The 12,450-nt window shown below is 62.9% G+C and carries 9 protein-coding genes; 4 read left to right on the forward strand and 5 right to left on the reverse strand.

Annotated features, from left to right (window positions below; all coding sequences use genetic code 11):
* Nucleotides 1–2: 2 nt before the first annotated feature.
* Nucleotides 3–704, forward strand: coding sequence for a hypothetical protein (locus tag IVB27_RS23475; protein ID WP_247445583.1), 702 nt, complete (start codon nt 3–5; stop codon nt 702–704).
* 49 nt (nt 705–753) lie between these two features.
* Here IVB27_RS23475 and IVB27_RS23480 read toward each other — a convergent pair whose 3' ends face one another.
* The 4 genes from IVB27_RS23480 to IVB27_RS23495 form a co-directional block, all read right to left on the reverse strand.
* A complete protein-coding gene (locus IVB27_RS23480) occupies nt 754–1,962 on the reverse strand; it encodes an ABC transporter substrate-binding protein (protein WP_247445584.1) in 1,209 nt (402 codons plus the stop codon).
* Between the two features lie 75 nt (nt 1,963–2,037).
* A complete protein-coding gene (locus tag IVB27_RS23485; protein ID WP_247445585.1) occupies nt 2,038–4,473 on the reverse strand; it encodes an ATP-binding protein in 2,436 nt (811 codons plus the stop codon).
* An 830-nt stretch (nt 4,474–5,303) separates the two neighbouring features.
* Complete coding sequence (locus tag IVB27_RS23490; protein WP_247445586.1) at nt 5,304–5,531, reverse strand: hypothetical protein; 228 nt, start codon at nt 5,529–5,531, stop codon at nt 5,304–5,306.
* 398 nt (nt 5,532–5,929) lie between these two features.
* Nucleotides 5,930–6,172 (reverse strand): hypothetical protein, encoded by a 243-nt coding sequence (locus tag IVB27_RS23495; RefSeq protein WP_247445587.1) that lies wholly within the window; start codon nt 6,170–6,172, stop codon nt 5,930–5,932.
* 249 nt (nt 6,173–6,421) lie between these two features.
* On the opposite strand from IVB27_RS23495, the gene IVB27_RS23500 reads away from it, so the two are divergent.
* Together IVB27_RS23500 and IVB27_RS23505 are read left to right on the forward strand one after the other, a co-directional pair.
* Complete coding sequence (locus tag IVB27_RS23500; protein WP_247445588.1) at nt 6,422–6,703, forward strand: hypothetical protein; 282 nt, start codon at nt 6,422–6,424, stop codon at nt 6,701–6,703.
* 193 nt (nt 6,704–6,896) lie between these two features.
* Complete coding sequence (locus IVB27_RS23505) at nt 6,897–9,671, forward strand: ATP-binding protein (RefSeq protein WP_524536499.1); 2,775 nt, start codon at nt 6,897–6,899, stop codon at nt 9,669–9,671.
* Between the two features lie 209 nt (nt 9,672–9,880).
* On the opposite strand, the gene IVB27_RS23510 is transcribed toward IVB27_RS23505, so the two are convergent.
* A complete protein-coding gene (locus IVB27_RS23510; protein ID WP_247445736.1) occupies nt 9,881–11,683 on the reverse strand; it encodes an ATP-binding protein in 1,803 nt (600 codons plus the stop codon).
* Here IVB27_RS23510 and IVB27_RS23515 point away from each other — a divergent pair.
* On the forward strand, nt 11,663–12,124 hold the full coding sequence (locus IVB27_RS23515) for a hypothetical protein (RefSeq protein WP_247445737.1): 462 nt from the start codon (nt 11,663–11,665) through the stop codon (nt 12,122–12,124). The two genes, IVB27_RS23510 and IVB27_RS23515, sit on opposite strands and share 21 nt — an antisense overlap.
* Nucleotides 12,125–12,450 lie beyond the last annotated feature (326 nt).

A 12,450-nucleotide genomic window follows, 5' to 3' on the forward strand; every position in this document is an offset into this window, starting at 1 on the left:
AAATGATGCGGATCGCACTCGCAACGGTGATGGCTCTCCTGCTCGCCGGTTCTCCGGGCCACGCACAGGTCGCAACGACCGGCAGCACGGCAATGGATCTGCCGACGGTGCCGGGCGCGATCGTGATTTCGCCGCTCAACAGTCCGGGACCGTTTTCGGCGACGACCGTGCCGGGTGCTCCGGATACGACGCTGGCGCCTGTTCCGCTCGCTTCGGATCCGACCACGCCGGGGACGGTCGTCGTCTGCGCTCCATCGTCGTCATCGCCGGCGCCGGTGCCGGCGACTCCGACGGTATCGGCCACGGGCCTTTCGACATCGGGCATCGCAGCTCCGATCCTGCTGGCCATGGGACAGAACGGCAGCTCCATCGGGACTGTCTCCGCCGCTACGCCGGTGGGAACAGGTACGAGTGTCGCATGCAGCTCAACGCCGGGAGGGCAGGTGACAAGCGCTGCATCCCTGCCGCTTTCGGTACCGCAAGTGGCTGCAAGCCCCGCGCCTGGCACGATCCTGGCAGACATCGGCGGCGCCGGCGGCACTGGCATAGACCCGAACGTCGCCGTTGTGCCCAGCCCAAACAGCTCGGCCTGCGCGGAAGGGGTCTCGATGAATCAGGCGGAGCCTGCGACGGTGTTGCCGGCCAACGCCTCAGGCGCAGCACCGACGCCGGGCGTGTCGCCGATCCTTCCGCCGGGATGCTGAGGCGGAATTGCAGGGCTTCCGTGTCATTGCATCACACCGAATTCGCCCGTCATGTTGCCGGGCGCAGCTTGCGGACTTCGGCATCCGGCGGAAGCATCGTTCCACCGTCCTTATATTTCCAGTCCACCATGACCGCCTTGTTGCCCCTGACCGTGGTGCGGCCGACGAATGTCCCCATCGTGCTCTGATGGTCGATGGAACGCCAGGCCGCCGGTCCAAACGGCGTATCGAAGCTGGCATTGCCAAACCCGTCCGCCATCGTTTCCGTATCGAGGCTCCCGAGGCGCTCGATCGGAGCGACGATGGAGCTGATCATGGCGTGACCGACCACGGAGCCCATGGTGGGAGGCTCGCCATATCGCGAGGAATAGGCCGACGCGAAGGAGCTGTTGGCCTGATCCAGGATCTCGGTCACGGGGTATCCGGTCACGATCCATCCTTTCGGCGCGTCCTCTCCGAGCGGATGGAGGTATTCGGGCTCGCCTGTCGTGAACGACACGACGTCTCGCCCTTCGAACAGGCCGCGATCATTACCTTGCCGGACGAATTTCGTGAGATCGGGCCCGAAGGTGACATTGAGGATCGCTTCGGGATTCTGCTGAGCGAGGGCGTTCACGACAATGCCGGCGTCGATGGCGCCCAAGGGCGGCCACTGACTGCCAACGAACTGGACGTCGGGTCGACGTTGGCTGAGAAGCTGCATGAACCACCTCACGGCCGACTGCCCGTACTCGTAGTTCGGAGCGATCGTCGCCCATCGTGTCGCCTTGAGTTGTGCTGCCTCCTCCACCAGCATCGCTGCCAGCATGTATGTCGAGGGGCGGAGCCTGTAGGAATATCGATGTCCCCGCTCCCAGACGAGGGCATCCGTGAGCGGCTCGCTTGCGACGAACAAGACTCGATTCTGCCTGGCAAAGTCGCTGACCGCGAGGCCCACATGCGACAGATAGGCACCTGCCAGCAGATCGACCTCGTTCCTGCGCACGAGCTCTTCCGCCGCGCGGATTGCGACACTGGGTTTGCCTTCGTCGTCCCGGCTGATGACCTGCAGCTCTCGCCCGAGAAGGCCTGCTTTCGCGTTGACCTGCTCGACCGCCAGTTGCCAGCCGCGACGATAGGGCAGGGTGAACGCAGGTGCGCTGCTATAGGAGTTGATCTCGCCGATCCTGATCGGTCGAGTGCCCTGCGCACGGATCAGGCCGGGCGAAAACACCGAAGCGCCGATGCCGGCCAGAATCTGTCGTCGAGAGATGTTCATCGAGCAAGTCCGCAAGATGGAATGATGGGTCATTTTGGCAGTGCAGGACAAGTTGTCTCGGCCGAGCCTAGCAACCTAGTGGCAGGTGCAAGACGCGGGCCGGTCGCTGTCGCATGTCGAAAGTGAGATGCCCGGTATTTCAGCCAGAGCGCGGGCGAAGGCGAGCGCGGGAAGATCGATCTCCTGATCGAACAGAGCACTGACCGGACCGACGAGATCAAGGGCAGTCTGCTGACGGTTCGATCCAGCCATGATCCTTGCCCACGCCGCCGCAACCTTCAGCTCGTAGAAGCGGCATTGCTGGTCTCGGGCCACAGATAGTCCCTCGGCAAACAGCAATTCCGATCGCGAGAGATCGGATGGATTATTGGCGAGCAGAATTTCAGCCTTGATCCTCAACAGGTCGGCAAGGCACCACAACTGGCGGCCTTGCCGCGATATCGAAAAGGCCTCTTCCACCGCGCCCAGTGCCTGCGCAGCCTCGCCGCTCGCGAGCAGGCCTTCGGCGAGCGATCCGAGAAACTCGGGATTGCGCATCAGCCATCCGTTCTCGGTCCGCGCTTTCAGGCCGCTGCGCAGCAGAGCAATTCCGTCGTCGTGATTGCCTTGCAGGACCAGCAATTGTCCCTTCAGGCAAGACGTCCAGCTGGTCCAGAAAGCTATCCCCTCGCGTGTGACGAGCTCGAGAAGGGAGGATATCGCCTGATCAGCGGCAGCGAGATCATGCGTCATCAGCGCGATGGGGCAGACGGCATTCCGGAGTGCGTAGGCGATTGCAAGCTTGTCCTTCTCACGCTGGGCCTCCTGGAGGCATTCGGCGGCCAGGGATCTGCCCTGGGCGATCTTTCCCTGCAACAGCAGGACGCGCGCCAACATCGCCTTGGCAAGAACGCTCTGGTTCAGCAGAAACCACATCTGGTTCACACCGCCGTTCAATCCGTGAGCCGATTGGTCCAGCGACAGAGTCAGTTCGCGCCGCGCATCCTCCTGCGCGCCAAAGAAATGGCTGGCGGCGCCGATCAGGCGACGGCCTACCGCCTCGTTGGCGGTATTTTCCGTGCGCAGTGCGATCTCGAGGTAGCGTTCGCCGACCTCCTTGGCCGCTGCATATTGACCAGAGTTGAGGTTATAGCTCCACAAAGTCCAGACCGCCTTGAGCTGAAGTTCGAGATCGGACAATTCCTCGGCGAGCACGAGGCCGATGCTCAGTGCCGCCTTCATGCGATCCGCCGATCCCGTCGTGTTGAGAAGTGAGAATCCCAGGGCGACACAGAGCTGCGCCTTCAGCTTCGGAACGCAGCTGAACCCGGGACTGAAATGTGCAAGCGCATGCTCAATCCGTGTCGAACATTCCACGAAGGACAGCAGCTGCATCCATACCGGAACGAAACCGGCCGTCAGCTCGATTCCCAGCGCGGTATCGCCACCGGGCGAGAACGCCCAATCGAGCGCCGCATGCACGTTTCCGATCTCCTGGGCGAAACGGGAGATGTCGTCGGGAGCAGGAGAGGCATCGCCGAGCGGCGCGATGATCTGCCTGAGAAAGCCGGCCTGCCGTTTGGCCGCCTGTTCGACGAGGCCTGCGTCCGCGAGCTTCTCCAGCGCATAGGCGCGGGTGCTCTCCAGGAGGCGCCATCGTCCTTCGAACGAGGGGTCGAGCGACACTAGCGATTTCCCGACCAGATTGAACAGGGTTTCGATGACGTCCGACCGGGACAAAGTGTCGTTCATCATCGCGCTGGCTGCATCGAGCGTGAAGCCGGCAGGAAACACCGCGAGTTGGCAAAGTAGGTTCTGCTCTGCCGGGGGCAAGAGGTCATAGCTCCAGTCCAGTGTCGCCCGCAGGGTCTGGTGGCGTGGCAACTGATCGCGGCGGCCGCCGTTGAGGAGTTCGAAGCGCTTGTCGAGGCGAAGCAATACGGTGTTTACGCCGAGATTGGTGGCCCGGGCCGCGGCAAATTCCAATGCGAGCGGAATGCCGTCAAGCCGACGACAGATGGCGGCGACCTTCTGAAGCTCCTCAGCGCCTGCGGCGAAGCTTGCGCGCAAGGCCCGCGTTCGTGCGACGAACAGCTGCACAGCGCTTTCCCGGAGCAGCAGGTCGGGATCGTGCACATCGGCACCAGGAACCGAGAGCGCCGGAATGGCCGCAACGTATTCGCCATCGATACGGAGGCCTTCGCGGCTGGTCGCGAGGACCGTGGCGTTCGGACAATAGCGCAGCACGGCGCCGGCGATCTGCGCGGCCGCTTCGATCACATGCTCGCAATTGTCCAGGACAAGAAGCAGACGGCGGGTCCCGATGCCTTGGGCAATGCTCGCGGCCGAGACTTCCTTGTCATTCGAGACGAGCTTGAGTGCACGGGCGCATGCGGATGCCGCAAGTGCCGCATCCTGCAGGGTCGCGAGCTCGACCAGCACAACGGAATCGTTGAAAGTGGAGGCGACGCTGCGCGCGAGCTCGATTGCCAGCTTCGTCTTTCCGATGCCGCCGGGCCCGACCAGGGTCACGGCCCGATATGCCGATAGCACATCAGCCAATTGTCTCAGACAGTCTTCGCGTCCGATGAGAGGCGCGCGGATGCTCGGCAGGTTGCCGGAAAAGGGTGCATCGGCGGGCACCGTGACAGGTGTGGCCAAAGGGTAGTCCAGATGCCCGCTTCGCCAGGTCCCGGCGAGTATGTATCCGCATCAAATCGTCCTTCGTGACGAGGAGGCCCGCCGAACCGACCAGTTTCTCGAGAATTTCGAATGCGCGGCTGCCGATTGGCACCGCGACGTTGTCGTATCTCAGCTCTCTTCGCTGGCAATCGATCAGCCAATGTCCGAAAGAGTAAGTGCGATCAGTCGGTGATGACATCGGGGGTCCGTGAATCAATTTCGCTGCCGTGATCCGGCGGAAATCACGAGCTCGCCCTTGAGATCACCGCCCCTTGGCAGAATTTGAAAGCGTCAATGCGCTTGGGTCTCCTACAGGGGAGGTTGTTGGCGTGTCAAGAAGGCCCACTCAGTCGCCGGCGCTTCGTTCATCGTCGATGCTGGCACCCGACGCGTTCGTGTTCGATACACGAATTCGTGACGAGGTCGGGCGTGTGTCAGATTGGGAGAGTCGTTCGGAAGGAGGCTGATGCCATCAGTGAAGGCATCATTCGCTCACATCGCCGGGAGACGTCAGCGCAACAACTCCGAGGCACGATGCTTCGAGGAGACGTGCACCAGTCGCAAGAACGGCGGCCTGATCGTGAGCCGCCGTCCTTCCTACCGCCGAGGGGCCAAAATCCGAAACGTTGAGAGGATCAATTTCCAGTCGGCGTCAACCGGACTTGCTCCGGTTCGGGAGCTCAGTAGCCCGACGTGGGCTCGCAGGGCGGCCGGCGCCAGGGAGCGGTTGCGTAAGCGCCGACGTCGGGAGCACGGGCGCAGCCGTGCTTGGAGGTGACCGGAACGCGCTGAGCCGACGCATAAGCGTCGACATTGGTACGCTTCGCGTTGCCTTCGCGAGCCATCACGGGGGAGGCAATCATGGCTGCGATCACGAATCCGGCCGACAAGAGCTTCAGTGTAGTCATCGAACATCTCCTTGAGAAAGCGACGCCGGGAACGTCTCGGCCCGCTCACGGGACATGTGCATGTGCGCGCCGGATCCGCAGTGTTGATCGACGAACATTTTCGCCTTTGCACGGAGTCGTCGCGGCGCGTTGACCTCAGACATCGACGGCCCATCCGACAAAGAGGTTCGCGCACTAGTCAGGCGAATGCTTTCCGTGCCGAGGGCGCGCCAAGATTGCGAGCGCATTGCACGTTTCCAGATGCCGAAGAACTGTTAAGTTTTGCAGTTATCGGAATGGATGTGATCGACCTTGCTTCGAAGCCGGCAGGTGCGCCGCATGGCGCGGTCGCACTCCCGGACTGCGGACACCATCATTTGCACCTGGCAGAACGCAGGATGCTCGATTGCCGTGTTCCGTCATCGGTGCCAGTTGCGGTTGTGAAGGTGGCCCGCGGCGAAGACGGGCGTGGCGCCACCGGGCCGCTCGAGGCCCATTCGCCCGGCCGGCGTCAGCGCGCCACCATTCAGCACGTCGCGATCGGGGTACATCGATGCAAAGGCGGCTGGCTCCTGATCGGCGAAGGACCAGGCTGCGGATGCGGATGATATCGTTGCCGTTGAGAGTAGCGCAGCGGCGATTAGGATTTTGAATACGCTCATAGCGTTTCTCCATTGTTTGCTCTGTGCGGAGAGTCGCTTCGCGATGATCGCTGCTCGGCTAGTGGCGTTTCCGAAATTGTTCTTGATGGTTATGTAGGTCGTCCTGGTGGAAAACCCCGGCGTATGTGCATCACTCTTGCGGGAAGATTCTGTCTTCGTTGTCAGAATTCTCGCGCGATTGTGCGTGGTCAAACGCGTCCAGTGTCCGTTTCTGGAAGGCAGATAGTTTGAACATCTGGAGTGTGAGCAATGAGATCATTTGCTGTTGTTTGTATCCTCGCCGGCGTTGCGCTCTCGGGCACCGCGTCTGCCCGCGGTGGCATGGGATCGCATATGTCGATGGAGAGCGGCGGTGCGCTCGGTACGAGCGCCGCCGCACCAGGAACGAATTCGCTCGGCACCGCGCTTCCGTCTTCGGGCAGCGGTGGTCACGCGACTAAGGGGCCGTTGCTCGGCACGGACCAGACCATCGACAAGGAAGACGCCCGGCTCGAGAAGATGCTGGAAGGATCGATCTGCCGCGGCTGCTAAACAGCGCGCATTGCAAGACGGGAGTGGGGCGGCTGCGCCGCCCGGCTACCCGTGTCTTTCGAAAGAATTGATGGTAAGCTGGGTAGAAAATGATGAAACCGCTTGGGCTGTCCCAATGATGGCTGAGCCAGGCCAGCGTACCGTCTACATTTGCCGGGAATGGGAAATAGATCTTGCCAGACGCGAATTGCGCTTGACGAGAGAGCTCGTTCCCTTGGGGGGACGTGCCTTTGAGATTCTTGCCGAATTGGTGCAGGCGCAGGGCCATCTCGTCACCAAGAAAGATTTAACGGAACGCGTCTGGCGGGGCGTCTTTGTCGAAGAGAGCGCACTTCGCGTGCATATCGCGGCGATCCGAAAGGCGCTTGGTCCTGACCGCGACATGCTGTCAACCGCCGTCGGCCGCGGTTATCGTTTGCTGGGAGCGTGGCAGATCCAGCACATCGACACCCCGCCACAATCTGTCGCAACCGGCTTGCCGCCGTCGATCAACATTCCCAACGCAGCTTTCGATCTCATCGGCCGAACGGCTGCGATCGTACATTTGTGGCGGCTACTGTCGGCCTATCGCATCGTGAGCCTGGTCGGGCCTGGCGGCATTGGGAAGACGTCGCTGGCACTCGAGGCCGCCAGGACGCCGCCGCCCGGCTTTGTGGCTGACCGGTTGCTGGTCGAGCTGGCCTCGCTGTCTGATCCCAAGCTCGTCTGCTCGGTCATCGCCGGCGTGCTCGGCGTCAAGCTCGAGGGCGAGGAGATTTCGCCTGATGCCATCGCGCGTGCAATCGGCCATCGGCCATTGCTGCTCATTCTCGATAATTGCGAACATGTCATTGATGCCGTGGCGGTTGCGGCCGAGCTGATTGTCAGCCGCTGTTCCGGGACGTTCATTGTTGCGACGAGCCGGGAGGCGCTGCGCATCGAGGGGGAGCATGTCTACCGCGTGCCCCCTCTGGATGTGCCGCCTGAATCCCGGTTCGAATCCGCCGGCGCTTCTGCGTACAGCGCAGTGGAATTATTCACGAGCAGGGCGAAGGCGCTGGGTTCAAGCTTCGCGTCCGACGAGGAGAACATTAGCGCCGTCGCAACCATCTGCCGGCGCCTCGACGGCATTCCGCTTGCCATCGAGTTTGCAGCGGCGCGCGCAGTCATGCTCAGCCCGCCGAAGATCGCCGCACTTCTCGATGACAGGTTCAAATTTCTGACGACCGGACGGCGCACGGCGTTGCCGAGACAGCAAACGCTGCGCGCAACGCTCGACTGGAGCTATGACCTGTTGCCGGACGACGAGGCGTGGCTTCTCCGGCAGCTCGGCATATTCGCTGGCGAATTCGAGCTCGATGCAGTGATCGGGGTCGCCGGCGAGGGCATCAGCGACGTGACCGGCCAGCTTGCCCGGCTGGTGGTAAAGTCGCTCGTTCTCGCTGATATTCGCGGCGACAGTCCTCATTATCGCTTGCTGGATACAACACGTGCCTATGCATTGGAGAAGCTGCACGCCGCCGGCGAACATCCCGACGCGGCCTGCCGCGAGGCGAAATACTATTGCGGAGTCTTTGCCCGCGCCGAAGCAGACAGCGAAGTAAGGCCGCAGGCGGAGTGGCTCGCCATCTATGGCCGGCACATCGACAACGTCCGCACGAGCCTCGATTGGGCCTTCTCGTCCGGCGGAGACTCGCAACTTGGGGCGGCCTTGACGGCGGCTGCGGTCCCACTCTGGGTGCAGTTGTCGCTCCTCACCGAATGCCGCGAGCGGACCGAACTCGCCCTGGCGCGCCTCGATCCGACGGCCTCGAACGCGCCGCGGCTTCGTATGCAGCTGTCGGCCGCGCGCGGCTGGTCGCTGATGTACGGTGTTGGAAGGGCCCGGGAGGCCGGTCCCGCCTGGGCTGAGACCCTTCGGCTTGCCGAACAGCTCGGGGACAGGGACTATCTGTTGCGCGCGCTTTGGGGACTCTGCATCGATCAGTTCAACAACGGCGGATTCCGCAGGGCGCTCGAATTTGCGCATCGCTTCGCGGCGGTCGTGGCTGATTCCGGCAATCCAGTCGACCGGATGATGGCCGACCGGCTGCTTGCGACGACGCTGCACTATCTCGGCGATCAGCGGCAGGCCTATGATCATATCGGGCGAACCCTGTCTCGCCTCTCGGATCTGGCGGCCAAGCCTCAGGTCATCCGGTTCTGCTTCGATCTGCGGGTCTCGACGCGCTACTTCCAGGCGCGGATACTGTGGCTGCTCGGCCTCGCGGATCAGGCCTTGAGCGTCGTCGAGCACAACGTCGAGGAAGGCCGGACCAGTGGTCACGCTCTCACTTTCTGCAGCGTCCTCGGCCAGGGTGCTTGCCCGATTGCCCTCCTGACCGGCGATCTCGACGCGGCCGAGCGCTATTGCACGATGCTGCTCGAACATACCGAGCGCCACCCGATCCGCTTGTGGAATCTGTGGGCGCGCGCCTTCAAGGGCCTGTTGATCGCGCGCCGGGGCGACCTTGCGACCGGATTGCCGTTGCTGCGCAAGACGCTCGAGCTTGCCCGCGAGGCGCGTCACCTGCCGCGCTTTCTGCTTATGCTCGGCGAACTCGCGGTATGTCTCGGCGAAGCCGGCGAGGTGTCACAGGGGCTTGCGACCGCCGACGAGGCGCTCGCGCGATGCGAGGCGAGGGACGAGGGGTGGTATGTCGCCGAACTCTGGCGCATCAAGGGCGAATTGCTGCTGCTTCCCGGCGAGCGCCGCTCGACGATCTCTGCCGCGCAGGCCTTCGACAGGGCGTCCGAAGTTGCCCGGAGCCAGGGCGCGTTGTTCTGGGAGCTCAGGACGGCGATCAGCATGGCGCGATTGCGGATGAGCGAGGGGCGTCCGGCCGATGCGCGCCATGTTCTGGCGTCCGCATACGGCAAGGTTACCGAAGGCTTCGAGACAGCAGACTTCCGCGACGCGCGCGCAATGCTGGCGAAGCTGGGGTCGTAGGCGAAGCCCCGGGGAGCGACATCCGATTTAACTCATCGGATGCCGGTGCGGCCTCGGTGAGCGCCGCATCCCCGTGCTCTGGAACGTTCCACAATTCGCGTGTAAGGCCGCTTGTGCCGCGCGCCGACGTCTCATTGCATGCGCAGCGTGGACCGGCAGCCCGCACGAGTCGTTCGAGACTGCACCCCACTATCGCGATTGCACGGCGGTCATTTGGCCGCAAACGAGCACGAGCGTGGCGGGCTCAGCTCGGCAAGCAAGCCCCTTGCCGTCACGAGGCTGCGTGTCTGGAATCCCTCGGTAAACTGCTGATAGACGGACGCAAGCATATCGTGCGCCTGCTGGTGCCGCCCGCCTCGCTGCCATAATCTCGCGAGCGCAATCGCCGCGCGAAGCTCATAGCCCAGCGCTCCCTGATGGCGGGCGACGTCGAGCGCCTGCACGAGGCTCAGCTCGGCTTGCGAAAAATCCGGATTACTCTTGTGCATCAGCGCTTCCGCTCTTGTGCGCAACATGTCGGGCATGTCCATCATGAAGTTGCAGCGCCGGGCCTGGGCGATCGCCTGATCAATGGTGTCCAGAGCTTCGTCGCCGTGACCTGTCGCCGCCAGGGCTTCGGCGAGAGGCATGCGAAGCCCTGCCACCGCGCCGAAACTCAAGCTCTGCAGCTTCTCGATCGAACCTTTCAACATCGCGAGCCCGATGCCGGTCTCGCTTCCAGCCAGCAGCGTAATCCCCTTCATGGCCTCGCCTACCATCTGGAGGATGGCGAGGTTGTGCCTTCGAGCCTCCACGATGAATCTGTCGATATGGTCTTCGCAATCCTCCGTTTCGCCATTCCAGAAGAAGACGCCGAATGCCCATGGCAGTGCCCGGCAGAACATCACCGGATGGTTCGCTGCTATGACGTCCGAGATGGCGCGGCGCACCATTTGCGTCGCCTGATCCGAATGTCCCTGAAGCCAGAGGACGCGTGCAAGGGTGATCTGAGCGCGTTTGGGATATTCGAGCGTAAGTCTGCTAGGGACGTCCCCACCCAGGTCCGGATGCAGCAACGCCGATTCGATGTATGAGCGAGAGGCTGCGAACTTTCCGAGATATTGGCAGGAGATGCTGAGCAACACGCGCATGCGCGCCACCGCAATGGAATCGTTGCTGGCGAGAGCAATGGCTTCGCCGCGTTTGGCAGTGCCCAATGCCTCATCATACTTGCCGACGAACAATTGCAGCAAATGCAACTGATCGATCAGGCGGATCTGCCCTTGTATGTCGCCGATCTTTTCCGTCAGCTCGATCGCCCGGTGGAGGTGATTTGCGCCCAATTCATCCAGCTGTCCCGTGAGCATGCGGGCGGCCACAAGCGTAGCGTGAAGGACGAGGCCCTGCTTGATGTTTCCATTGGTCTCATCGAGTGCTTCGATGGCGCGGGTGACCCAGAACTCGCATTCTGCCAGGAGCGACAGCTTGAAGAATAGCGGTACTGACGCTGCGGCGAGGGCCACGCCGGCTCTGCGGTCTCCCTGATCGGAGAAGCACCACGTCAGTGCGGCACGGACGTTGCCAAATTCCTCGGCAGCCGCCGAGAGGTCTCGGTTCGCTTCGCCGCCGATATTTTCAAGGAGGCCGTGAAAGTAGCAGGCGTGACGTCGCGAGATCGCGCCGGCGTCCCCGCTGGCGGCAAGTTTCTCTTGCGCGTATGCCCGGGTCGAGTCCGCAAGGCGGTAGCGGGCCGGTTGCGAGCCGATGTTCAGTGCGAGCATCGACTTGGCGATGAGGCTGTCGATGATCGCCAGGATCGTGTCGTCGTCCTCCGTGGTCGCGGCAATCGACCGCGCGGCATCCAGGGTCATGCTGCCGACGAACACTGACAGCCGACCGAGGATCACGCGTTCCGATACGCTTAGTAGATTGTAGCTCCATTCGATGGTTGCGCGCAGCGTCCGGTGTCGGGGCAGTGCGGTGCGTCGTCCCTCCCATAGCAGATTGAGGTGTTGGTCGAGGAGCTGGACCATCGCTCTCGCGCCGTATACGCCCACATGGGCGGCGGTGAGCTCGATGGCGAGCGGGATGCCGTCGAGCCGGCGGCAAAGGTTGCCGACATCAGAGGCATTCGCATCCGACAGCGCGAACTCGCCGCCTCCCGCAGTCGCGCGCTCGACGAAGAGTTTCACGGAAGCATAGGCGAGGGCGTTCGCGGCCGTCAGAACGGCCCTCTCCGGCGGGCTCGGCAGCGGCGGGAGACGGTATGTGAATTCGCCTTCGACGCGCAGCAGCTCCCGGCTCGTGGCCAGGATGTGCAGCTCCGGCGCTGCCTGGTAGAGCCGCTCGGCAAGCGCCGCCGCTGCCTCGATGACGGGCTCGCAGCAATCCAGAATGAGCAGCATGCGCCTGTTGCGCAGGAATGCCGCGAGGTTGCTCGTGGGATCATTCGATCGGATCAGCAGTCCAAGTGAAGATGCGACGATTGCCGGCACCGGAGCGGCGTTGCCGGTCTTGCCGAGATCGACGAAGTGGACGTGACCGACGAATTCATCGAGCAGGACCTGGCCTGCGGAAACGACAACCGTGGTCTTGCCGATGCCGCCCGGGCCGACGACGGTGACGAAGCGTTGAGCTCTCAGTTTTTCTGAGATGTCCTGGATGGTTTGCTCGCGCCCTACCATCTGCCGGGGAGGCGCCGGCAGGTTGTGGACGTAAACCGGGTCGGTCGGTGCAGATTGCCTCTGTTCCGGGTGCGAGACCGCAGCGACGAAGCAGTAGCCTTGCCCGGAGACCGTGC

This window comes from Bradyrhizobium sp. 197 (genome assembly GCF_023073375.1).
GTDB lineage: Bacteria > Pseudomonadota > Alphaproteobacteria > Rhizobiales > Xanthobacteraceae > Bradyrhizobium.

Bases quoted from the DNA above. Each gene is read 5' to 3' on its own strand.
- IVB27_RS23480 (WP_247445584.1), bottom strand. From the start codon at position 1,962: ATGAACATCTCTCGACGACAGATTCTGGCCGGCATCGGCGCTTCGGTG.
- IVB27_RS23495 (WP_247445587.1), bottom strand. From the start codon at position 6,172: ATGAGCGTATTCAAAATCCTAATCGCCGCTGCGCTACTCTCAACGGCA.
- IVB27_RS23475 (WP_247445583.1), top strand. From the start codon at position 3: ATGATGCGGATCGCACTCGCAACGGTGATGGCTCTCCTGCTCGCCGGT.
- IVB27_RS23500 (WP_247445588.1), top strand. From the start codon at position 6,422: ATGAGATCATTTGCTGTTGTTTGTATCCTCGCCGGCGTTGCGCTCTCG.
- IVB27_RS23490 (WP_247445586.1), bottom strand. From the start codon at position 5,531: ATGACTACACTGAAGCTCTTGTCGGCCGGATTCGTGATCGCAGCCATG.
- IVB27_RS23510 (WP_247445736.1), bottom strand. From the start codon at position 11,683: ATGGTCCAGCTCCTCGACCAACACCTCAATCTGCTATGGGAGGGACGA.